The 21,135-nt window shown below is 72.9% G+C and carries 20 protein-coding genes; 10 read left to right on the top strand and 10 right to left on the bottom strand.

Features of this window, described 5'->3' with window-relative positions; genetic code table 11:
• The 3 genes from AB0J97_RS37530 (at position 1) to AB0J97_RS37520 (ending at position 2,897) form a co-directional block, all read left to right on the top strand.
• Positions 1 to 891: a LysR substrate-binding domain-containing protein gene (locus AB0J97_RS37530; RefSeq protein ID WP_364097928.1), complete on the top strand. Its 891-nt coding sequence runs from the start codon at positions 1 to 3 to the stop codon at positions 889 to 891.
• Between the two features lie 115 nt (positions 892 to 1,006).
• Entirely contained in the window at positions 1,007 to 1,309 is a 303-nt protein-coding gene (locus AB0J97_RS37525; protein ID WP_364097926.1) for a hypothetical protein, read from the top strand.
• 82 nt (positions 1,310 to 1,391) lie between these two features.
• Positions 1,392 to 2,897, top strand: a complete 1,506-nt coding sequence (locus tag AB0J97_RS37520; RefSeq protein ID WP_357701145.1) for an NAD(P)/FAD-dependent oxidoreductase — start codon at positions 1,392 to 1,394, stop codon at positions 2,895 to 2,897.
• Positions 2,898 to 2,992: 95 nt separating this feature from the next.
• Here the strand turns inward: AB0J97_RS37520 and AB0J97_RS37515 are convergent, their stop codons facing one another.
• Positions 2,993 to 3,547 (bottom strand): helix-turn-helix domain-containing protein, encoded by a 555-nt coding sequence (locus AB0J97_RS37515; protein WP_364097923.1) that lies wholly within the window; start codon positions 3,545 to 3,547, stop codon positions 2,993 to 2,995.
• A gap of 86 nt (positions 3,548 to 3,633) precedes the next feature.
• Here AB0J97_RS37515 and AB0J97_RS37510 point away from each other — a divergent pair, with 86 nt between their 5' ends.
• From AB0J97_RS37510 to AB0J97_RS37485, 6 genes are all read left to right on the top strand, one after another.
• Entirely contained in the window at positions 3,634 to 4,836 is a 1,203-nt protein-coding gene (locus AB0J97_RS37510; RefSeq protein WP_364097920.1) for a cytochrome P450, read from the top strand.
• Between the two features lie 64 nt (positions 4,837 to 4,900).
• A complete protein-coding gene (locus tag AB0J97_RS37505; RefSeq protein ID WP_364097917.1) occupies positions 4,901 to 5,599 on the top strand; it encodes a response regulator transcription factor in 699 nt (232 codons plus the stop codon).
• On the top strand, positions 5,596 to 6,975 hold the full coding sequence (locus AB0J97_RS37500; RefSeq protein WP_364097914.1) for a HAMP domain-containing sensor histidine kinase: 1,380 nt from the start codon (positions 5,596 to 5,598) through the stop codon (positions 6,973 to 6,975). Before AB0J97_RS37505 ends, AB0J97_RS37500 begins: the two co-directional genes overlap by 4 nt.
• Before the next feature lie 24 nt (positions 6,976 to 6,999).
• Complete coding sequence (locus AB0J97_RS37495; protein WP_357701136.1) at positions 7,000 to 8,175, top strand: bifunctional glycosyltransferase family 2/GtrA family protein; 1,176 nt, start codon at positions 7,000 to 7,002, stop codon at positions 8,173 to 8,175.
• Entirely contained in the window at positions 8,172 to 10,145 is a 1,974-nt protein-coding gene (locus AB0J97_RS37490; protein ID WP_364097911.1) for a glycosyltransferase family 39 protein, read from the top strand. Before AB0J97_RS37495 ends, AB0J97_RS37490 begins: the two co-directional genes overlap by 4 nt.
• A 57-nt stretch (positions 10,146 to 10,202) precedes the next feature.
• Positions 10,203 to 10,820 carry a TetR family transcriptional regulator C-terminal domain-containing protein gene (locus tag AB0J97_RS37485; RefSeq protein ID WP_364097908.1) on the top strand — a complete coding sequence of 206 codons (618 nt, stop codon included), beginning with the start codon at positions 10,203 to 10,205 and terminating at the stop codon, positions 10,818 to 10,820.
• A gap of 39 nt (positions 10,821 to 10,859) precedes the next feature.
• On the opposite strand, the gene AB0J97_RS37480 is transcribed toward AB0J97_RS37485, so the two are convergent.
• The 5 genes from AB0J97_RS37480 to AB0J97_RS37460 form a co-directional block, all read right to left on the bottom strand.
• Positions 10,860 to 11,126 carry a hypothetical protein gene (locus AB0J97_RS37480; protein WP_357701130.1) on the bottom strand — a complete coding sequence of 89 codons (267 nt, stop codon included), beginning with the start codon at positions 11,124 to 11,126 and terminating at the stop codon, positions 10,860 to 10,862.
• 69 nt (positions 11,127 to 11,195) lie between these two features.
• A complete protein-coding gene (locus tag AB0J97_RS37475) occupies positions 11,196 to 12,047 on the bottom strand; it encodes a helix-turn-helix transcriptional regulator (RefSeq protein WP_357701128.1) in 852 nt (283 codons plus the stop codon).
• A gap of 59 nt (positions 12,048 to 12,106) precedes the next feature.
• On the bottom strand, positions 12,107 to 12,367 hold the full coding sequence (locus AB0J97_RS37470) for a hypothetical protein (protein ID WP_357701126.1): 261 nt from the start codon (positions 12,365 to 12,367) through the stop codon (positions 12,107 to 12,109).
• 86 nt (positions 12,368 to 12,453) lie between these two features.
• Positions 12,454 to 13,467, bottom strand: coding sequence for a phosphotransferase family protein (locus tag AB0J97_RS37465; RefSeq protein ID WP_357701124.1), 1,014 nt, complete (start codon positions 13,465 to 13,467; stop codon positions 12,454 to 12,456).
• Between the two features lie 63 nt (positions 13,468 to 13,530).
• The gene (locus tag AB0J97_RS37460) at positions 13,531 to 14,337 is read right to left on the bottom strand and encodes a GNAT family N-acetyltransferase (protein WP_364097903.1); all 807 of its coding nucleotides are present in this window, start codon (positions 14,335 to 14,337) and stop codon (positions 13,531 to 13,533) included.
• A 48-nt stretch (positions 14,338 to 14,385) separates the two neighbouring features.
• Here AB0J97_RS37460 and AB0J97_RS37455 point away from each other — a divergent pair, with 48 nt between their 5' ends.
• The gene (locus tag AB0J97_RS37455; protein ID WP_364097900.1) at positions 14,386 to 15,282 is read left to right on the top strand and encodes an ROK family protein; all 897 of its coding nucleotides are present in this window, start codon (positions 14,386 to 14,388) and stop codon (positions 15,280 to 15,282) included.
• Here AB0J97_RS37455 and AB0J97_RS37450 read toward each other — a convergent pair.
• Genes AB0J97_RS37450 through AB0J97_RS37435 form a run of 4 tightly spaced genes read right to left on the bottom strand, consistent with a single transcriptional unit; the run spans position 15,217 to position 21,102 of the window.
• Positions 15,217 to 16,926, bottom strand: coding sequence for an acyclic terpene utilization AtuA family protein (locus tag AB0J97_RS37450; RefSeq protein ID WP_364097897.1), 1,710 nt, complete (start codon positions 16,924 to 16,926; stop codon positions 15,217 to 15,219). The genes AB0J97_RS37455 and AB0J97_RS37450 overlap by 66 nt on opposite strands.
• Complete coding sequence (locus AB0J97_RS37445) at positions 16,926 to 17,687, bottom strand: enoyl-CoA hydratase-related protein (RefSeq protein ID WP_364097894.1); 762 nt, start codon at positions 17,685 to 17,687, stop codon at positions 16,926 to 16,928. Before AB0J97_RS37445 ends, AB0J97_RS37450 begins: the two co-directional genes overlap by 1 nt.
• Positions 17,684 to 19,573, bottom strand: a complete 1,890-nt coding sequence (locus AB0J97_RS37440; protein ID WP_364097891.1) for a biotin carboxylase N-terminal domain-containing protein — start codon at positions 19,571 to 19,573, stop codon at positions 17,684 to 17,686. Before AB0J97_RS37440 ends, AB0J97_RS37445 begins: the two co-directional genes overlap by 4 nt.
• On the bottom strand, positions 19,570 to 21,102 hold the full coding sequence (locus tag AB0J97_RS37435; protein ID WP_364097978.1) for a carboxyl transferase domain-containing protein: 1,533 nt from the start codon (positions 21,100 to 21,102) through the stop codon (positions 19,570 to 19,572). Before AB0J97_RS37435 ends, AB0J97_RS37440 begins: the two co-directional genes overlap by 4 nt.
• Positions 21,103 to 21,135 lie beyond the last annotated feature (33 nt).

The following is a 21,135-nucleotide window of genomic DNA, read 5'->3' as shown; positions in this document are numbered from 1 at the left end:
ATGAGTGCGCTGCCGGACCTCGACTCGCTGAAGCTGCTGGTCGACGTGGGCGAGCTGGGCAGCCTCGGGCAGGCGGCCAAGGCGGCGGGCATGGCCCAGCCGTCGGCCAGCAAGCGGGTGGCCATGCTGGAACGCCGCCTCGGCGTCCCCCTGCTGGAGCGCACGCCGCGCGGGTCCACGCTCACCGTCGAGGGCAGGATGGTGGCCGGCTGGGCGGCCCACGTGCTGGCCGCGGCCGAGGAGCTGATGCGGGCCGTGGAGGCCGTCCGCCACAGCGAGGCGGCCCACCTGCGGGTGGCCGCCAGCATGACGGTCGCCGAGTACCTGGTGCCGCGCTGGCTGGGCGAGCTGCAGAACCGCGAGCCCGAGGTCCAGGTGGGGCTGGACGTCGTCAACTCCACCGACGTCGCGGCCAGGGTGCTGGGCGAGGAGGTGGAGCTGGGCTTCGTCGAGGGGCCGAGTGTGCCCGAGGGGCTGGACAGCCGGGTCGTGGGCACCGACCGGCTGGTCGTCGTGGTGGCCCCCGGCCATCCGTGGGCCCGCCGCCGGACGGCCCTGCGGGGCGCCGAGCTGGCCGCCACGCCGCTCGTTGTCCGCGAGCCGGGCTCCGGCACGCGCGAGACCCTGGACGTGGCGTTCAAGAGCCTCCACCGGGCCAGCCCGCGCCTGGAACTCGGGTCGAACTCGGCGGTCAAGGGGGCTGCGCAGGCCGGGGCCGCGCCCGCGGTGCTCAGCGGCTACGCGGTCGAGGCGGACATCGCGACCGGACGCCTGGTCGAGGTGCCGCTCGCCGGTCTCAACCTGGTCCGGAACCTGCGCGCGGTGTGGCGGCGCGGACGTTCGCTGACCGCCCCGGCCGCCACCCTGCTCGCCATCGCCAGCCGCCCGTGAGAAGGCCGCCGAAAAGGGGCCGTTGACGCCGCCTTGAGGACGATCTAGCTTTCCCTTAGGAAAGTTTCCTAAGAGTAAGACGCGTGTTCACCCCCCGAACCTCTGGAGACTCCGTATGAGCCTTCGTCGTCCTCTCGTCGCCCTGGCCGGATCGGCCGTGTTGTGCCTGGTGGCGGCGGGCCTCGCGCCGTCGCCCGCGCTGGCCGCGCCCACCGACTGCACCGCCTGGGTCAGCAACGGCTACGCCTACAGCAGCTGCACCTCCGGCACCGGCCAGCACGCCGTCGGCGTGGAGCAGTCGCACCCCTACGCCGGGCCCATCGTGCTCACCGGCGGCTGGACGGCCGTCGGCGGGGTCTCCTCGGTGCGGCTCACGCCGTGGCCGGTCAAGCGCGTCTGGGTGAACAAGACGGGTTGACCGTCCCGCGGGCTCACCGGGAAGCGGCGCCTTGCCCCGAAACCGTTGACGAATGGCACAGGTCGGGTCATAAGGTGCGGGGATGGGTGCGTATGACGTCGTCGTGGCAGGTGGCGGGCACAACGGGCTGGTCGCGGCCGCCTACCTCGCCGGAGCGGGCCGGCGGGTCCTGGTGCTGGAGCGCCTCGGGCACGTCGGCGGGCTGGCGATCTCCACGCGGGCCTTCCCGGGCGTGGACGTACGCCTGTCCCGCTACTCCTACCTGGTGAGCCTGCTGCCCGCCCGGATCGTCCGCGACCTCGGTCTCGACCTCGACCTGCGCCGCCGCCGGTACGCCTCCTACACCCCCAAGGGCGACACCGGCCTGCTCGTCGACAACGAGGACGAGGCCCGCACCGCCGCCTCCTTCCGCGCCGTCACCGGCGGCGAGCACGACCACCGGGCCTGGCGCGACTTCTACGCCATGACGGCGGACGTGGCCCGCGTCCTGGCCCCCACTCTGCTCGAACCGCTGCGCACCCCCGCCGAGATCGAGCGCCTGGTCGGCCCGGAGGCCTGGCGCGACCTGTTCGCCCGGCCCGTCGGCCAGGCCGTGGACGAGCGGTTCGCCGACGACACCGTGCGCGGCGTCGTGCTCACCGACGCGCTCATCGGCACGTTCGCCGACCCGGCCGCCGACCTGCTGGCCAACAGGTGCTTCCTCTACCACGTGATCGGCGACGGCACCGGCGAGTGGAACGTCCCGGTGGGCGGCATGGGCGCGGTCTCCGGCGCGCTGGAGCGGGCGGCCAGGCGGGCGGGGGCCGAGATCAGGACCGGCGCGGAGATCGTCGGCATCTCGCCGTCGGGCGAGGTCACCTACGTCGCCGAGGACGGCGAGCACACCGTGGACGGCCGCCACGTGCTGGTCAACCTGCCCCCGGCGGTGCTGGACCGGGTGCTCGGCAGGCCCGCGACCGTGCCCGAGGGGGCGCAGCTCAAGGTCAACATGGTGCTGGCCCGGCTGCCCCGGCTGAAGGACCCGTCGGCCGACCCCTTCGCCGCCTTCAGCGGCACCTTCCACATCAACGAGGGACGCGACCAGCTCGCGAAGGCGTACGAGCAGGCGGCGCGAGGGGAGATCCCGGAATTGCCGCCCGCGGAGGTCTACTGCCATTCCTTGACGGACCCGTCCATTCTCGGCCCGGAACTCCGGGGGAAAGCCGAGACGATGACCCTGTTCGGCCTGCACATGCCCGCCCGACTTTTCCGGAAAAATCCAGAAAAAGCGCGCGAAGAGGCGTTGCGGGCCACATTCGCCTCCATGAACGCGGTGCTCGCCGAGCCCATCGAGGACTGCCTGCTCCGCGCCCCCGACGGCACCCCGTGCGTCGAGGTCAAGACCCCCGTCGACCTGGAGAAGGACGCGGGACTGCCGGGCGGTCACATCTTCCACGCCGACCTGAGCTGGCCGTACTCGGAAGAAAAGGGATGGGGCGTCGAGACCGGGCACGAACGCATTCTGCTGTGCGGCGCCGCGGCCCGCAGAGGCGGCGGCGTGAGCGGAATCGGCGGCCACAACGCGGCCATGGCCCTCCTGCGCCCGTGAACTGTGCCGTGAACTGTGCCGTGAACTGTGCCGTGAACTGTGCCGTGAACTGTGCCGTGAACCCGGTGTGAATCAACCGGTGAATCGGGCGTGAATCACCGGGAGATCAGTTTCGTGGCCACCGTGAGCGCCACATCCGTGCGGTCGGCGTCGGGCAGTTGCAGGTCGAAGAGGAAAGGGATGCTCCCCAGGATCACCGCGAACACCGCGAGCCTGGCCTCGAACTGCTGAACGGGATCGTCCTCCGGCGCGCTCAGCACCGACACCATGGAGATGAGGCCCTCCTGCATCCGCGAGCCGGACGGCAGGTCCTGCATCACCCCCTGGTTCACCTGCGCGAACCTGAACAGCGGCCGCCACCTGTCCTCCAGCAGCCCGGAGATGCGCCGCAGGATCTCCTGCCGGGCCTCCAGCGTGCGCGGCTGCTCGCCCGCCCACGCCACCAGCTCGTCGATCGAGACCACGAGGTGGTCGACGACGCCGGTCAGGATCTCCTCCTTGGTGCGGAAGTGGTAGTACAGCGCGGGCCTGGTGATCCCCAGGCGCTCGGCGACCTCCTGGAGGGTCGTCTTGTCGTAGCCGCGCTCGGCGAACAACTCCAGCGCCACCCGCTGGATCCGCTCGCGAGTGTCCGTCCGCCGCCCTGCCATTGTGCTCCCATCCCTTGACGACCGGGCCGCCCATTGCTTACTTTCGCGTAAGTAAGCAATGCGGTCCGGCTTGTAGGGAGCAGACTATGGCTCAGCACTTCCCTGTCCAGCGCACGTGCCCGTTCGCTCCGCCTCCCGAGTACGCCCGCCTGCGCGAGCAGGGCCCGCTCGTCCGGGCCGCGCTCCCCGGCGGCGAGGTGTGGCTCGTCACCCGGCACGCCGAGGCCCAGCGGGTGTTGTCGGGTGAGGGCATCAGCACCAACCCCGCCACGCCCGGCCACCCCAACACGCTGCTCACCCCCGAGCCGCCCTCGCCCGAGCAGGCCGAGACGCTGCGCGAGTCCGCGACCGGGCACTTCATCGACCTCGACCCGCCCGAACACACCCGCTTCCGCAAGCTGCTCATCCCCGAGTTCACCGTCCGGCGGGTCAGGGAGCTGCGGCCGTCCATCCAGCGGCTCGTGGACGAGCTCATCGACGACATGCTGGCCAAGGGCCCGGAGGCGGAGCTGGTCGAGGCGTTCGGGCTGGCGCTGCCGTCCCTGGTGATCTGCCGGCTGCTGGGCGTCCCGTACGCCGAGCACGAGTTCTTCCAGTCGCGCACCCGCCTGATCGTCTCGGCCACCGAGGACCCCGCGGCGGGCTACACGGCAATGATGGAGATCAGGAGCTTCCTGGACGAGCTGGTCACCGCCGCCGAACGCGCGCCGAAGGACGACCTGCTCGGCCGCCTGGTCACCGGCGGGCAGCTCACCCACCAGGAGCTCGTCGGCGTGATCTTCCTGCTGCTCGTCGCCGGCCACGAGACCACGGCCAACATGATCCCGCTCGGCGTGCTCACGCTGCTGCGCCACCCCGCCCAGCTCGCCGCCCTGCGCGCCGACCCCGCGGGCTGGCCGATGGCGGTGGAGGAACTGCTGCGCTACCACTCGGTCGTCGACTGGGTGGCCTTCGACCGGGTGTCCACGCGGGACCAGGAGATCGGCGGGCAGCGGGTCGGGAAGGGCGAGGGCATCTTCGTCCTCGGCGCCTCCGCCAACAGGGACGAGCGCGTCTTCGACCGGCCGGACGAGTTCGACGTCGCCCGCGGCGCCCGCCACCACGTGGCCTTCGGCTACGGCGTGCACCAGTGCCTCGGCCAGAACCTGGCCCGGGCCGAGCTGGAGATCGCCCTGCGCACCCTCTTCGAGCGCGTCCCCGGCCTGCGCGTCACGGTCGCCGACGAGGACGTGCCCGCCAAGTACGACGGCGTCATCTTCGGGCTCAAGGCCCTGCCCGTGGCGTGGTGACTCCCGGCGGACACCCGCGAACCCGTTCATCGTGTTCTCATAGTGGGCTCATATCTTGTGAGACATGACTGAGCCCGCACGGTTGCTGGTGGTGGACGACGAGCCCGCGTTGCGCGAGGCGCTGCAGTCGAGCCTGGAGTTCGAGGGCTACCGGGTCGGCACCGCCAACGACGGCCAGGCGGCGCTGGAGGCGCTGGCGGGGGAGCCGTACGACGCGGTGCTGCTCGACGTGATGATGCCGCGGCTCGACGGGCTCACCGCCTGCCGGCGGCTGCGGGCGCAGGGCAACCACATCCCCGTCCTCATGCTCACCGCCCGCGACGCCGTCGGCGACCGGGTGTCCGGGCTCGACGCGGGGGCCGACGACTACCTGGTCAAGCCGTTCGAGCTGGACGAGCTGCTGGCCCGGGTGCGCGCGCTGCTGCGCCGCGGCGCGCTCAGCACCGGCGCCGCCGACGGCGGCACGATGTCGTACGGCGACCTGCGCATGGACCCGGCCACCAGGGAGGTCACCCGCGGCGCCCGCGGGCTCGACCTGACCAGGACCGAATACCTGCTGATGGAGCTCTTCCTCGCCCACCCCCGCCAGGTCCTGACCCGCGACCAGATTCTCAACGAGGTGTGGGGCTTCGACTTCGAGCCGACCTCCAACTCCCTCGACGTGTACGTCATGTACCTGCGCCGCAAGACCGAGGCCGGGGGAGAGCCCCGGGTGATCCACACGGTCCGCGGGGTGGGGTACGTCCTACGGGCCACACCATGATCCGCAACAGCCTGCGCGCCCGGCTGACGCTGCTCATCACGTTCGCCGTGGCGCTGGCGGTCGCGATCAGCGCCGGCGCCTGCTTCCTGATCATCCGCCACCAGACCTACGAGCAGGCCGACCGCCAGCTCGGCTCCCAGCCGGACAAGGACCCCGACAACGACCTGGTCTGGATCCGCGAGAGCTGCCGCGCCACCCCCGCGCCGAAGGACCACTACGGCCCGCCGCACTCCACCCAGCTCATCTTCGCCAACGGCACCCCGCCCTGCTACGTGGGCCCCGCGCTGGTGGTGACGCCCGAGGACATGGCGGTGGCCAAGGGCGAGTGGCCCGAGTCCAGGCACTTCCACAACGGCGTCACCGCGGACGGCACCGAGATGCGCGTCCTCACCCAGCAGATCGCGCCGGGCGTCGCGGTGATGGACGCCGCCCCCCTGCGCGAGCTGCGCAACACGCTGAAGGCGGTGGCGCTGCTGCTGGGCGGCGTGGCGCTGTTCGGCGTCCTGCTGGCGGCCTGGGTCGGGCTGCTCATCGCGCGCGCCGCGCTGCGTCCCGTCGTCCGGCTGACCAAGGCGGCCGAGCACATCGCGGAGACCGAGGATCTCAACACGCGCATCCCCGTCCAGGGCAACGACGAGATCGCCCGGCTCAGCTCCTCCTTCAACGCCATGACCGCCGCCCTGGCCGGCTCCCGCGAACGTCAGCAGCAGCTCGTCGCCGACGCCGGTCACGAGCTGCGCACCCCGCTCACCACCCTGCGCACCAACATCGACCTGCTGCTGCGCAGCGAGCAGACCGGCAGGCAGCTCGACCCGGGCGCCAAGGAACGCCTGCTGGTCAACGTCAAGGCCCAGTTCGCCGAGCTGTCCACGCTGGTCGGCGACCTGCTTCAGCTCGCGCGCGGCGACACCGACCACGAGCCGCACGTCGAGCTGGCCCTGCACGACGTCGCCACGGCCGCCGCCGAACGCGCCCGGCTGCGCGGCGCCGACGTGGCCACCGACCTGCACCCCTGGTACGTCGTCGGCAGCCCCGCCTCGCTCGAACGCGCCGTGCTCAACCTCATCGACAACGCCCGCAAGTTCAGCCCCGAGGGCCAGGTCGAGGTCTCGCTCAAGGACGGCCGCCTGACGGTCCGCGACCACGGCCCCGGCATCCCCGAGGAGGAGCTGCCGCACGTCTTCGAGCGCTTCTGGCGCTCGCCCTCGGCCCGCGGCCTGCCCGGCTCGGGGCTGGGCCTGGCGATCGTGGCGCAGGCGGTGTCCGAGATCGGGGGCAGGGTACGGCTGTCCAACGCGCCCGGCGGCGGCGCGATCGCGACGATCGAGCTTCCCGGAACTCTCATTCGTCACTCAGAATCGGATAAGTCCTCTTAAAGACCCGAATCGTGAGCTGGCTGCATGGAGACAACAGCAGTAAGGACGCGCCTGGTCGAGGTGGTCGTCCCGGTCCACAACGAGCAGCGGGCGTTGCGCGAGAGCATCGCCCGGCTGCACGACTACCTCGCCACGACGTTCCCGTACGGCTTCCGCATCACCATCGCCGACAACGCCAGCACCGACGACACCTGGCGGCTGGCCACCGAGCTGGCCCGTGAACTGCCGCAGGTCCAGGCCGTGCACCTGGAGGAGAAGGGCCGCGGCCGGGCCCTGCGCCAGGTCTGGTCCACCAGCGAGGCCGACGTCGTCAGCTACATGGACGTCGACCTGTCCACCGACCTGGACGCCTTCCTCCCGCTGGTGGCACCCCTGCTGTCGGGGCACAGCGACCTGGCCATCGGCACCCGCCTGGCCAGGGCCTCGCGGGTGGAGCGCGGGCCCAGGCGGGAGTTCATCTCGCGCTCGTACAACCTGCTGCTGCGCTCGGTGATGGGCGCCGGGTTCTCCGACGCGCAGTGCGGGTTCAAGGCCGCGCGCACGGAGATCGCGCAGGCGCTGCTGCCCGCCGTCGAGGACGAGCAGTGGTTCTTCGACACCGAGCTGCTGCTGCTGGCCGAACGGCACGGCCTGCGCATCCACGAGGTCCCCGTCGACTGGGTGGACGACCCCGACAGCCGCGTGGACCTCCTCCGGACCGCCCTGGACGACCTGCGCGGGCTGGCCAGGGTGGCCCGCAGGACCCTGTCGGGCGCGGCGGGCCTGCCGATGCCCGCCCGGGTGCGGCGGGCCGAGCTGCCGAAGGGGATGGCCAGGCAGCTCCCCAGGTTCGCGATCGTGGGCGTGGTGAGCACGCTGGCCTACCTGGCGCTGTTCTCGATGTCGCGGCAGGTCGTCCCCGCGCAGTTCGCCAACGCGGTCGCGCTGCTCGTCACGGCCGTGGCCAACACGGCGGCCAACCGCCGCTTCACGTTCGGCGTCAGGGGCTCGGGCGGGGCGCTGCGCCACCAGTTCGAGGGCCTGATCGCGTTCCTGGTGGGGCTGGCGCTGACGTCCGGGAGCCTCGCGCTGCTGCCCGACGGGGTCGCGCACGAGGTGGAGCTGATGGCGGTCATCGCCGCCAACGCCGCGGCCACCCTCGTACGGTTCCTGCTGCTGCGCGTGTGGGTGTTCAACCCCAGGCGCAGGAGCGCGCGATGACCGCCGTCGCCGCGCCCGCCCGTGTCCGCCTGCTCGCCGGGGCCGAGGGCGACCCCCGCTGGTCGCGGCCCGCGATGTGGACGGTGCTCGCCGCCGCCTTCGTCCTGTACGCCTGGGCGCTCGGCGGGGACGCCAACGAGTACTACGCCGCCGCCGTCCTGTCGGGCACGCAGAGCTGGAAGGCGTTCTTCTTCGGCGCGATCGACGCCGGGTCCTTCATCACGGTGGACAAGCCGCCGCTCGCCCTGTGGGTGATGGGGCTGTCGGCGCGGATCTTCGGCTACAGCACGTACAGCATGCTGTTGCCGCAGGTCCTCGCCGGCGTCGCGGCCGTCGGCACGGTCTGGTCGGCGGTCCGGCGGTCCTTCGGGCAGGGCCGTCAGGGGCACGTCGCGGCGCTGGTCGCGGCCGTGGTCATGACGCTCACCCCGATCACCGTGGCCATCAACCGGGACAACAACCCCGACACCGTGCTCGTGCTGCTGCTGGTGCTGGCGGCCTGGTTCTGCCTGGAGTCGCTGCGCACGGGACGGCTGCGGCCGCTGCTCCTCGCCGCGCTGTTCGTGGGGCTCGGGTTCAACGCCAAGATGTTGCAGGCGTACCTGGTCGTGCCGGCGTTCGGGGTGGCGTACCTGGCGTGCGCGCGGCACGGCCTGGCCCGGCGGGTGGGGCACCTGCTGGCGGCCGGGGTCGTGATGGTGGTGTCCAGCGCCTGGTGGATGGTGGTCGTCGACCTGTGGCCCGCCGGCTCGCGGCCCTACGTCGGGGGCTCGACCGACAACACCGTCCGGGACCTGGTGATCGGCTACAACGGGCTCGGCCGGATCTTCGGCCAGGACCGGGCCGGCGGCGGGTTCGGCGGCGCGAACTTCGGCGGGCAGGCCGGGGCCGGGCGGCTGTTCAACGACGTCATGGCCGGGCAGATCTCCTGGCTGCTGCCGTTCTGCGCGGTGGCCCTGGTCCTCGCCGTGCTGCTGCGGCTGCGCGGGATGCCCTTCGACGGGGCCGCGTGGCTGGTGTGGGGCGGCTGGCTGGTCGTGCACTACGCGGTGTTCAGCTTCTCCAGCGGTACCTTCCACCCCTACTACACGACCGCGATGGCACCCGCCGTGGCCGCGCTGACCGGCATGGGGGTGACCGTGATGTGGCAGGCGTACCGCAGGTCGCGGGGGTGGGCGTGGGCGCTGCCGCTGGGCGTCGCGGTGACGGGCGGGTGGGCGTTCGCGGTGCTGCGCCGTACGCCGGAGTGGCTGCCGTGGCTGGCCTGGGTCGTGCTCGGGGCGACCTCGGCCGCCGTGGCGGTGCTCGTACCGGCCAGGTCGCGAATGGTGGCCAGGTCGCGGACGGTGGCCAGGTCGCGGACGGTGGCCAGGTCGCGGACGGCGGGCGGGGTGACCGCCGTGGCGCTGGCGGCCGTCCTGGTCGCGGGGCTCGCCGGTCCGGCGGCCTACGCCGTCTCGCCTCTGGGGTCGCCGGTGAACGGCACCAACCCCACGGCGGGCCCGTCCACGGGCCGCATGGGCGGCTTCGGCGGCCCCGGCGGCCCACCCCCGGGCGGCGAGTTCCCCGGAGGCCCGCCTCAGGGCGGCGAGGCGCCGGGCGGTGGGTCGGCTCAGGAGCGGCCGGGCGCTCGTGGCGGCGGCTTCATGGGCGGCGTGGCCGACTCCACGGTGAAGTACCTGGTCGCCAACCAGGGGAAGGCGACCTGGCTGGCGGCCGTGAGCAGCGCCCAGCAGGCGTCCTCGATGATCCTGTCCACCCGCCGCCCGGTGATCGCCATGGGCGGCTTCACCGGCTCCGACCCCGCCATGACCGTCCCCCGCCTCCGCGGCCTCGTCGCGGCGGGACGACTCAGGTACGTGCTGTCCGGCGGCGGCAGAGGCGGCGGCGACACCGAGGTCACCGCCTGGGTCACCGCCAACTGCGCGGCCGTGGACGGCCACACCGGCCTGTACGACTGCGCCGGCTGACGAACGAGCGAGAGTGGCCGCGGGGATCATCCCCGCGGCGCGCTATAGGCTGATCGGGTGGCGAGTACGACCCGAGCCGATCAGGCCGACCAGCGCAGAGCGGAGCTGCTCGAGGCCACCCGCAAGGTGGTGCTCGAACGCGGCCTGGCCCACACGCGCATCGCCGACATCGCCAAGTCCATCAATGTCAGCGGCGGCCTGATCCACTACCACTTCGCGACCAAGGACGAGCTGATCACCGCCATGTTGCGGGCCACGCTCGACATCGAGAGCGCCCGGCTCAAGGAGCTGGCCGACGGCCCCGGCACGGCGGTGGAGCGCCTCGACCGGGTGCTGCGCTACTACATCCCCGAGTCGCCCTCCGACCAGAGCTGGCTGCTCTGGATCGACGCCTGGAACACGGCGCTGCGCGAGCCCGCCGTCAACGCGATCATGCTGGAGCTGGAGACGGCCTGGCTCGACGCGCTGGCCCAGGTGCTGTCGGCGGGCACCGACGCGGGGGAGTTCGCCTGCGCCGACCCGGCGGGCGCGGCCGAGCGCATCGACGCCATGCTCGACGGCCTGATCATCCGCTACACCCTGCATCCCAACGTGCTCGACCGGGCGCGGCTGCTGGCTCACGCGCGCACGGCCGCCGCCAGGGAGGCGGGTATCGCGGAGGAGAGCTTCGGCTGACCCGGCGGGCAGGCTTGCGGGTCAGGCGGGCTTCCCGGGTCAGGCGGGCAGGGCGGCCAGCAGGAAGGCCAGGCGGGCCGCCGCCGACTCGACGTCCTCGGCGGTGCCGAGGCGGTAGCCCCACGAGGTGATGTACGCGCCCTCGTCGGAGCAGGTCACGGTCTCGGCCAGCGTCGCGGAGAAACGATTGCGCACCGACACGTACGCCGGGTCGCTGGCCAGCGCGACACTCTGCACCGAAAGATCGGCGTGACGGCCCGCGTGCCACGCGAACCGCTCAAGGCATAGCGCGGTATCCAGCATCATGCGTCACCTCCGCAACGTCTCGCGACAGAATTGCACGATCTTGCTGCGGGTGGCAAGCAATTGCTGAGGTTAATGTGGAGTTTGTTGCAGGTATTCGCGAAGAATACGGATGATGACTTCTCGCCCCGGCTCCCCGAACTCGGCCACCTTGGCGTAGTCGTCGAAGGCCCGGACGTAGAAGGCGATGTCGTCGGGGTCGCGCAGCACCAGGTCCTTGGTCATCGTGGCGACGCCGACCATGGCCTCGTTGTAGATCCAGAACCCGTTGATCGGCGCGGACGGCAGCTCGGTGCCGAAGGGGATCACGCCGAACTCCACGTTGGGCAGCGTGCTGACGGCCAGCAGCCGGTCGAGCTGGCCGCGCATGACGTCGGCCGGGGCCAGCGCGCTGCGCAGTGCCGACTCCGGCACCACGAACCGGAACGTGCGCGTGCGGTCGTAGAGGATCTCCTGGCGCTGCATGCGCACGCGGACGGCCGCGTCGATCTGGTCGGCCGCGCTGTAGAGGCGCTTGACCTTGCGGAACACGTGCCGGGCGTACTCGGAGGTCTGGAGCAGGCCGACCACGATGCCGGGCTCGAAGACGCGGAACAGCTTGGTGCGCGCCTCCAGGTCGCGGATGTCCTCCTGGATGGCGGCCAGGCCGCTGCGGTGACGCTGCTTCCAGTCGTCGTGCCGCTCCAGCAGCGCGATGGCCTGCCTGATGAGCTCGTCGGCCGTGTCGGGCGAGGCCCCCACGGCCTGCGCCCACACGACGACGTCGTCCTCGGTCGCCGTCTGCCTGGCGTTCTCCAGGCGCGAGACCTTGGACGGCTGCCAGCGCAGCCGCTCGGCCAGGTCCTTGCCCGACAGGTGGGCGGCCTCGCGCAGCTGTCGAAGCTGGCCGCCGAGGTCGATCCGCGCCTGCTGATAGGACGTCACGCGGCAAGAGGCTAGCCTCGCGGGCACCGATCATGCCAGGCCCAGCCGCGCAATCGTGATCAAGCGGTTGCCGACGGTGTCCCGTCGCTGGTGGGCCGGACACCGGCGGACCCGTCGGGCAGGACCCGGCGGGCGATCTCGGTCAGGAGCTCGCGGGGCACCTCGACGGCGGCCTCGCCGTCGAGCACGTCGCGGAGGTCCGCGAGCGCCTCGGGGTCGGTGACGTGAAGCCCCTGGACGACGATGGTGCCGCGATCGGTCTCGTACAGGGTGGGGCAGGCGCCCGCCTCCGAGGTGGAGCCGAGGAACCGCATGCGCATGACGATCCTTTCCCCGAATACCAGATGCAATTGCGCGCAATTGTACGCATCTGGGCGTCCGGCGTGATCCTTTTCCCGCATCGGGTTCAGCGCAACAAACCTTCCATGATGTCGTGGGCACGGGCGAACAGGCCGAGGGTGGTGGCGTGCAGCACGTCGCCGATCTCGCGGGGCGCCTTGCCGGCGAACGCCCGCGCGTGCGTGCCCTCCAGCACGATGCCGAGCTTGAAACAGGCCATCACCGCGTACCAGTCGATCGCCGACAGGTCGCGCCGCGACAGCTCCGCGTAGTACGCGACCAGCTCCCGCTCGCCCGGCAGTCCAGGCACGTGCCCGTTGTTGACCGGCCAGGTGGCCAGCAGCCAGCCCAGGTCGAGCAGCGGGTCGCCGATCGTGCACATCTCCCAGTCGACGATCGCCGCCACCCGGGGCCCGTCGAGGGCGAACATCAGGTTGGCGAAGTGGTAGTCGCCGTGCATGATCCCCGGGACGAACGTGGCCGGACGGTGGCGGGTGAGCCAGCCGGCGGTCGCCTCCAGGCCCGGGATGTCGGGGCCGGGGTAGCCGTCGAGCTCGCCGTAGGAGTCGAGCTCCTTCAGCCAGCGCGGCACCTGGCGTTCGAGGAAGCCCTCGGGACGGCCGAAGCCGGGCAGCACGTCCGGGTCCACCCGTCCCAGCTCGGCCAGCGCGGCGGCGGCCTCCAGGCCCATCCGGTGCCGGATCGCCGGGTCGGAGGCGTGCGGCTCGGGCAGCCCGGTCGAAGGGTTGAACCCGGCCACGGGTTCCATCAGGTAGAACACCGGCTCCCGGGCGGTCTGCGCGGCCACCAGACGCGGTGCGGGCACCGCCGTGCCGCTCAGCGCGGCCAGCAACCGCGCCTCGCGGCGCAGCACCTCGTTGCTCCTGCGCCGGGCGTGCAGGGGCGGCCTGCGCAGGACGTACGGCCGGCCGCCGCGTTCGAGGCGGACCATGACGTTCTGCGTGCCCCCCGGGATCGGGGCGACCTCCGTGATCGGCCCACCCGGCAGCCCCTCGGCGTCCATCCACGCGCCGAGGTCGTCGAGGTCGATGGCGCTGACGTCGATGTGGGTGGAGGTCATGGCCGCCCTTTGACAGAACGATATTCTGGAGAGCTTCAACCTATGAGAGCCTCCGAGGGCCGGTCAACCCAGGGCCAGCATGAACGGCAGGAACTGCCGCGAGCGGTCGCCGGGCAGGTCGCCGTGCCACACCATCTGCGAACTCGTGAACGCCTCGGTCAGGCCGTGCCCGTCCGCCCAGCGCGTCAGGTCCTCCCTGGCCAGGTCGAGGTCGATCCTGACCTTGCGGCCGGAGTCCAGGGCCAGGTCGCCGATCAGGTCGCGGGCGGTCCGCTCGTCCTGGGCCACGACCGGGCCGATGGTGGCGGTGCCGTCGTTGTCCCAGCGGTGGGCGTAGCCGCCGTCGGTGATCCTGACGCCCTCGCCGAAGCCGAACATCCGGCGCAGCACGGGCGACCGGTCGGTGCCGAACACCTCGGCGTCCAGGGCGAGGATGGTGTCCAGGTCGTCCGGGGTGGCCGGGCGGGTGCGGCCCGATGGCTCGCCGTGGAAGACGCCGGTCCTGGTCGCGGTCCGGTTCGTGACGCGGAAGCCGAACTCCTCGTAGAGCGGGCGGCCGTGCTCGGTGGCGTGCAGCGAGACGGTGCGGCCGCCCGCGCGCTCCAGCACGTGCCGCATCAGCGTGCGGCCCAGGCCCTGCCGGGCGAACCTGGAGGCGGTCAGGACCATGCTGATCACCGCGTGGTCGTCGCCGTAGAGAGTGAGGATGTTCGTGGCGGCCAGGCCGTCGCCGTCGGGGGCCTCGATGCCGTACGGCTCCCCGACCTCGAACAGCAGGCGCCACTTGTGCCGCTCGGCGCCCCAGCCGCGGTCCTCGGCGAGCCGGGTGCAGTCCTCCAGGTCATCAAATGTCAGGCGACGTAGCGTCATGTCAGACATCATCCCGCATTGGGGGAATATGGGTTGATGAAGTGTGTTGTGGCGATTGATGTGGGCGGGACCACCCTGAAAGGCGGATTGATCGCCCAGGACGGCACCATCCTCTACCGGGAACGCCGTCCCACTCCCCGCTCCGAAGGGCCCGAACGCGTCATCGCGGCGATCTCCGCCTTCGTCGCCGACCTGACCCCGCCGCGCACGGTCTCCGGCGCCCTCCTGCGCCCCCAGGCCGTGGGCCTGGCCGTGCCCGGTCTGGTCACGCCCGAGCGGGCCGTCTTCTCGGCCGCGTTCGGCTGGCGGGACGTCCCCGCCGCCGCCTTCACCGACGGGACGCTCCCGCTGGCCCTCGGCCACGACGTGCGCTCGGCCGGCGAGGCGGAGCTGGCCTACGGATCGGCCGCCGCCGACGCGCTGTACGTGCCCATCGGCACCGGCATCGCCGGAGCCGTGGTCCTGTCCGGCTCCCTGTACGGCGGCGCCGCCGGGTGGGCCGGGCAGATCGGGCACGTCCCCGTGCACCCCGGCGGGCTCCCGTGCCCGTGCGGGCAGCGCGGCTGCCTGGCGGCCTACGCCTCGGCCGCCTCCGTCGCCGCCCGCGCCGGCGAGACCTCCGCCGAGGACGTCGTCCGCCGGGCCGCGGCCGGGGACGAACCGGCCGCCCGCGTGTGGGCGGAGGCCGTGGAGGCGCTCGCGCTGGGCCTGGCCACGTACACGTTGGTGCTGGACCCCGCGGTGATCGTCGTCGGCGGCGGCCTCTCCCTGGCCGGGGACGCCCTGCTGACCCCGCTGCGGACCCGGCTGGCCGCCCGCCTCGCCTTCCGTCCCGCGCCCGAGGTACGGGTCTCGGCGCTCGGCGTGGACGCGGGCCTGCTAGGCGCCGGCCTGCTCGGCCTGCGGGAGCAGGGCGGCGGGGACGTCGACCACCTGGGCGCGTAGCTCCTCGCCCAGGGCCTTGGCCTGCGGGTCCATGCGCGGGCTGGCCGCCACGCCCCTGCCCAGCAGCCCGTGGACGACGAAGTTGAGCGCCCTGATGTTGGGCAGCTCGTGCCGGTCGACGCGGTGGGCGGCCAGCTCCGGGAGCAGGACCTTGAGCCGGTCGGCGGTGAGGGTGGCCGCCAGCCAGGCGTACTGCTCGCCGGTCGCGGCCCACACGCCGAGGTTGGCGTCGCCGCCCTTGTCGCCGGAGCGCGCGCCCGCTACCCGTCCCAGGGGCACGCGCACGGTGGGTCCGCCGGGCGGCGCCGGAACGGACGGCTCGACCGGCGGCTCGATCGGCTCGCCCTGGGAAACCGGAGGCGTCTCCCGGAGGAGCAGCTCCACGCCGTCCAGGAAGACGCGGGGCCGCACCTCGGACGCCGGCACCAGGGCCGGCCGGTACACCCCGTACGGGGAGGCGTCCCCCGGCGGGGTGAGGCCGTAGAAGCCCGGGTAGCTGGACAGGCCCGTCTCCACCACGGCCGAGGAGAAGACCCGGCCCGCGGTGCGCCGGTCGGCGTCCATGACGGTGATCCGCAGCAGGCCCGCGTCCGTCAGGGTCACGTCCACCTGGTCGAAGGTCTCGCGCGGCACCCGTGCCCAGATGGCCTCCTCGGCGACCCGCGCCTTGGCCTCGACGTCCAGGCCGGTCAGGACCAGCGTCATCGTGTTGCGGTAGCCGGCCGGGTAGTTGACGGCGACCTTGAGCGTGTCCGGCGGCGCCTCGCCCCGGACGCCGGAGATCAGCACCCGGTCGGGGCCGTCGTCCGAGAGCGTGATCGTGTCGAACCGGGCGACCACGTCGGGGCCCAGGTAGCGCGGGCCGCCCAGTTCGTAGACGAGCTGCGCGGTGACCGTGCCGACCGAGACCAGGCCGCCCGTGCCCGGATGCTTGGTGATCACGGACGAGCCGTCGGCGCGCAGCTCGGCGATGGGGAAGCCGCAGTGGGCCAGGTCGGGCACGTCCTGGAAGAAGGCGTAGTTGCCGCCCGTGGCCTGGCAGCCGCACTCGATGACATGCCCCGCCACGACCGAGCCGGCCAGCGGGTCGAGGTCGCCGGGGCCCCACCCGTACCGCCAGATGCCGGGGCCGGTGACCAGGGCGGCGTCGGTCACGCGGCCGGTCACCACGACGTCCGCGCCCGCCGACAACGCGGCGGCGATGGGACGGCCGCCGAGGTAGGCGTTGGCGGTCAGCGGCGCGGCCGGCGCGCGCTCGCCGGTGTCGGTGCCGGTGTCGATCAGGTCGAGCGGGCGGCCCATGAGGTCGTCGCCGGTGACGTGGGCGACCTTGGGCGACAGGCCCAGCCGGGCGGCCAGCTCGTGCACGGCCTCGGCGCACCCGGCCGGGTCGAGCCCGCCCGCGTTCGTCACGATCCTGATGCCGCGGTCGAGGCAGGCGCCGAGGACGTCCTCAAGCTGGCGCAGGAACGTGGGCGCGTAGCCGGGACGGCCCTTGAGCCGGTTGCCGGCCAGGATCAGCATGGTCAGCTCGGCCAGCCAGTCGCCGGTGAGCACGTCGATCGGGCCGCCCTCGACCATCTCCCTGGCCGCCGAGAGCCGGTCGCCGTAGAAACCGCTGCAATTGGCGACGCGCAACGCCATCACGGCATCCACTTGGGCGGCCGCTTGTCCATGAACGCCGCGATGCCCTCCTGCCCCTCGGCCGAGGTGAACCGCTCGGCCGACAGCTCGCTCATCCGCCGCAGCCCCTCCTCGAACGACACCGCCGGAACCTCCCGCACCAGCCGCTTGGTGATGGCCAGCGCCTCGGGGCCGCCCCTGACCAGCATCCCCGCGTAGTGGCGCACGGTGGGGTCGAGCTCGTCCTCGGGCACGGCCCTGGTCAGCAGGCCGATGCGGGCCGCCGTGGCGGCGTCGAACACCTCGCCGGTCAGGAAGTACTCGGCCGCCGCCCGCGGGTCGAGCCGGCGCAGCACGGGCACCGAGATCATCGCAGGCGCCACCCCGAGCCGCACCTCGGTGAACGCGAACGACGCCGTGTCCGGCGCGATCGCGAAGTCGCACGCGGCGACCAGGCCGAGGCCGCCCGCGCGGGCCGTGCCGTTCAGGCGGCAGATCACCGGCTTCGGGCTCTCCCAGAGCAGCGTCATGATCTCCGGGAAGGACGCCGTCACCGGCGCGTCGGAGTCGCCGCGCTGCTCCTTCAGGTCGGCGCCCGAGCAGAACACCCGGCCCGTGCCGGTCAGCACGATCACCCGGGCGTCCGGCTCGGCCAGCGCCCAGCGCAGCTGCTCGGCCAGCTCGGCCAGCAGCCGCCTGGACAGCGCGTTGCGATTGGCCGGCGAGTCGAGCGTGACGGTGGCCACGCCCTCCGCCAGCTCCCTGTGCACCAGGCTCGTCATGGGTTCTCCTCCTGGATGATCGCCAGCACGGCCCCGGCCTCGACCTGCTGTCCCTTCTCGACGCGTACGTCCGACACCACGCCGCCCGCCGGGGCCGCGATGCGATGCTCCATCTTCATCGCCTCCAGCACCAGGACCGGCTGGCCCTGGACCACCGTGTCGCCCTCGGCCACCTCGACCCGCAGCACGCTGCCCGGCATGGGCGCGAGCAGGGAGCCGGGGGCGACGTGCTCGACAGGCTCGGGCAGGCGCGGCACCGGCGTCAGCACCGCCGCGCCCGCCGCGGAGTCGACGTAGACGCGGTCGTCGCCGTCGTACCGGGCGACCTGGAACGTCCGCCGCAGGCCGCCGCTCTCCAGGACGACCTCCTCCGGCCGGGCCGAGACCACGCTGACACCCGGGGGCAGCGGGTCGTAGACGACGTCGGCCTCCTCGAAGCGGGCGCGGGCGGGCTGCGAGCGCACGTTGCGCCAGCCGGCCGGCAGCCCGGCCAGGACGCGGGCGTCGCGACGGTTGGCGGCGGCCATGGCGAGCGCGGCGGCCAGCGCCGGCAGTCCGCCGTCGCCGGAAGGCGGGGACGACGGCGCCGACAGTGGCGACAGCGGGCCGCCGGAGGAGAGGAAGGCGGTGTTCGTCTCGCCCGCGAGGAAGGCCGGGCTGGTCACGATCTCCAGCAGCAGGTCGCGGTTGGTGGTGACGCCGTGCAGCCGGGCCCGGCGCAGGGACGCGGCCAGCTTCCGCGCCGCCTCCGCCCGCGTCGCCCCGTAGCCGACGATCTTGGCCAGCATCGCGTCGTAGTGCGGCGACACCTCCGACCCGGACTCGACGCCCGAGTCCACCCGCACGTCACCCGGCACCTCGAACCGGCGCAGCACGCCCGTCTGGGGCACGTAGCCGGCGTCCTCGGCGTACAGCCGCGCCTCGATCGCGTGGCCGCGCGGGCCGGGCGGCTCCGGCGGCAGCGCCGCGCCCTCGGCCACCTCAAGTTGCAGCCGTACGAGGTCGACGCCGAAGACCAGCTCGGTGACCGGGTGCTCGACCTGGAGCCGGGTGTTCATCTCCAGGAACGCCACCCGGTCGTCCTTGACCAGGAACTCGACCGTGCCGGCCCCGACGTAGCCGATCCGGCGGGCCGCCCGTACGGCCGCCGCGCACAGCAGCTCGCGGGTGCGCTCCGAGATCCCCGGCGACGGGCACTCCTCGACGACCTTCTGATGCCTGCGCTGGACGCTGCACTCGCGCTCGCCCAGCGCCCACACCGTGCCGTGGACGTCGGCCAGCACCTGCACCTCGACGTGCCGGGCGGCCTCCAGCAGCGGCTCGGCGAACACGGCGCCGTCGCCGAAGGCCGCCGCGGCCTCCCGCCGCGCCGACTCCACCTCGGCGGCCAGCCCGCCGGCGTCCCGGACGATCCGCATGCCGCGCCCGCCCCCGCCCGCGGACGCCTTCACCAGCAGCGGGAACTCGCCCGGCGCGGCCAGGTCGAGCGAAGGCAGCACCGGAACCCCGGCCTCAGCCATCAGCCGCTTGGCCGCGATCTTCGAGCCCATCGCCTCGATCGCCGCGGGCGGCGGACCCACCCACGTGAGCCCGGCCTCCAGCACGGCCCGCGCGAACGCGGCGTTCTCCGACAGGAAGCCGTAACCCGGGTGCACCGCGTCGGCGCCGGAGGCCCGGCACGCCTCGACGATCCGGTCCACCGCCAGGTACGTCTCGGCCGGGTGGGACCCCGGCAGGCGGACGGCGAGGTCGGCCTCCCGGGCGTGCGGCGCGCCGGCGTCGGCGTCGGAGAAGACGGCGACCGTGGAGACGCCGAGCGAGCGGCAGGTGCGGAAGACCCGGCGGGCGATCTCGCCCCGGTTCGCGACGAGCAGACGGGTGATCACGGCCGGAACACCCCGAACCCCGCGGCCGGCGGCACCGGCGCGCTGTTGATCGCCGACAGGCACATGCCCAGCACCGTACGGGTGTCGCGCGGGTCGATCACCCCGTCGTCGTAGAGCCGCCCCGACAGGAAGAACGGCAACGACTCCGCCTCGATCTGGGACTCCACCATGGCCCGCATCGCCGCGTCGGCCTCCTCGTCGTAGACCTGCCCCCTGGCCTGCGCCGCGGCCCGCCCGACGATCGACAGCACCCCGGCGAGCTGGGCCGGGCCCATCACCGCCGACTTGGCGCTCGGCCAGCTGAACAGGAACCGGGGGTCGTAGGCGCGCCCGCACATGCCGTAGTTGCCGGCGCCGTAGGAGGCGCCCATGACGACGGTCAGGTGGGGCACGGTCGAGTTCGACACGGCGTTGATCATCATGGCGCCGTGCTTGATGATGCCGCCCTGCTCGTAGTCCTTGCCCACCATGTAGCCGGTGGTGTTCTGCAGGAACAGCAACGGCGTGCGCGACTGGTTGGCGAGCTGGATGAACTGGGTGGCCTTCTGCGACTCCTCGCTGAACAGCACCCCGCGCGCGTTGGCCAGCACCCCGACCGGGTAGCCGTGGACCCGCGCCCAGCCGGTGACCAGCGACGGGCCGTACAGGGGCTTGAACTCGTCGAACTCGCTGCCGTCCACCACCCGGGCGAGCACCTCGCGCGGGTCGAAGGGGATCTTCAGGTCCTCCGGGACGATCCCCAGCAGCTCCTCGGCCGGATAGGCGGGCTCGCGGGCGGGCAGCGGCGTCACGCCCTGTTTGCGCCAGTTGAGCGAGCGCACGACGGCGCGGCCGATGCGCAGCGCGTCGTGCTCGTCCTCGGCCAGGTGGTCGGCCAGGCCGCTGGTCCTGGCGTGCATCTCGGCGCCGCCCAGCGACTCGTCGTCGGACTCCTCGCCGGTGGCCATCTTGACCAGCGGCGGGCCGCCGAGGAACACCTTGGCGCGGTCGCGGACCATCACCGCGTAGTCGCTCAGGCCGGGCACGTACGCGCCGCCGGCCGTGGAGTTGCCGAAGACCAGCGCGATCGTCGGGACGCCCGCCGCTGACAGCCGCGTCAGGTCGCGGAAGACGCGGCCGCCCGGGATGAAGATCTCCTTCTGCGTCGGCAGGTCCGCGCCGCCGCTCTCGACCAGGTTCACGTACGGCAGCCGGTTGGTGAGCGCGATGTCGGCCGCGCGCAGCGTCTTGCGCAGCGTCCACGGGTTGGACGCGCCGCCCCTGACCGTGGGGTCGTTCGCGGTGATCAGGCACTCGACGCCCTCGATCACCCCGATGCCGGTCACGACGCCCGCGCCGACCTGGAACTCGCTGCCCCACGCGGCCAGCGGCGACAGCTCCAGGAACGGCGAGTCGGGGTCCACCAGCAGCTCGATGCGCTCCCTGGCGAGCAGCTTGCCGCGCCGGCGGTGACGTTCGACGTACTTCTCGCCGCCGCCTCCCACCGCCTTGGCGTGCTCGGCGTCCAGCTCGGCCAGCTTGGCGAGCATGGCCTCGCGCCGGGCCCGCTGTTCGGCGCCGCG

This window comes from Nonomuraea sp. NPDC049607, assembly GCF_040675375.1.
GTDB lineage: Bacteria > Actinomycetota > Actinomycetes > Streptosporangiales > Streptosporangiaceae > Nonomuraea.
The sequence above is the reverse complement of the archived record's forward strand: the minus strand, read 5'-3'. Positions and strand labels throughout refer to the sequence as shown.

What these genes read in the sequence shown, in the direction of transcription:
- AB0J97_RS37435 (WP_364097978.1), bottom strand. Translation starts at nt 21,102, where the DNA reads ATGCTCGCCAAGCTGGCCGAGCTGGACGCCGAGCACGCCAAGGCGGTG.
- AB0J97_RS37495 (WP_357701136.1), top strand. Translation starts at nt 7,000, where the DNA reads ATGGAGACAACAGCAGTAAGGACGCGCCTGGTCGAGGTGGTCGTCCCG.
- AB0J97_RS37465 (WP_357701124.1), bottom strand. Translation starts at nt 13,467, where the DNA reads ATGACCTCCACCCACATCGACGTCAGCGCCATCGACCTCGACGACCTC.
- AB0J97_RS37500 (WP_364097914.1), top strand. Translation starts at nt 5,596, where the DNA reads ATGATCCGCAACAGCCTGCGCGCCCGGCTGACGCTGCTCATCACGTTC.
- AB0J97_RS37525 (WP_364097926.1), top strand. Translation starts at nt 1,007, where the DNA reads ATGAGCCTTCGTCGTCCTCTCGTCGCCCTGGCCGGATCGGCCGTGTTG.
- AB0J97_RS37470 (WP_357701126.1), bottom strand. Translation starts at nt 12,367, where the DNA reads ATGCGCATGCGGTTCCTCGGCTCCACCTCGGAGGCGGGCGCCTGCCCC.
- AB0J97_RS37530 (WP_364097928.1), top strand. Translation starts at nt 1, where the DNA reads ATGAGTGCGCTGCCGGACCTCGACTCGCTGAAGCTGCTGGTCGACGTG.
- AB0J97_RS37450 (WP_364097897.1), bottom strand. Translation starts at nt 16,926, where the DNA reads ATGGCGTTGCGCGTCGCCAATTGCAGCGGTTTCTACGGCGACCGGCTC.
- AB0J97_RS37490 (WP_364097911.1), top strand. Translation starts at nt 8,172, where the DNA reads ATGACCGCCGTCGCCGCGCCCGCCCGTGTCCGCCTGCTCGCCGGGGCC.
- AB0J97_RS37520 (WP_357701145.1), top strand. Translation starts at nt 1,392, where the DNA reads ATGGGTGCGTATGACGTCGTCGTGGCAGGTGGCGGGCACAACGGGCTG.
- AB0J97_RS37505 (WP_364097917.1), top strand. Translation starts at nt 4,901, where the DNA reads ATGACTGAGCCCGCACGGTTGCTGGTGGTGGACGACGAGCCCGCGTTG.
- AB0J97_RS37480 (WP_357701130.1), bottom strand. Translation starts at nt 11,126, where the DNA reads ATGATGCTGGATACCGCGCTATGCCTTGAGCGGTTCGCGTGGCACGCG.
- AB0J97_RS37460 (WP_364097903.1), bottom strand. Translation starts at nt 14,337, where the DNA reads ATGACGCTACGTCGCCTGACATTTGATGACCTGGAGGACTGCACCCGG.
- AB0J97_RS37445 (WP_364097894.1), bottom strand. Translation starts at nt 17,687, where the DNA reads ATGACGAGCCTGGTGCACAGGGAGCTGGCGGAGGGCGTGGCCACCGTC.
- AB0J97_RS37510 (WP_364097920.1), top strand. Translation starts at nt 3,634, where the DNA reads ATGGCTCAGCACTTCCCTGTCCAGCGCACGTGCCCGTTCGCTCCGCCT.
- AB0J97_RS37515 (WP_364097923.1), bottom strand. Translation starts at nt 3,547, where the DNA reads ATGGCAGGGCGGCGGACGGACACTCGCGAGCGGATCCAGCGGGTGGCG.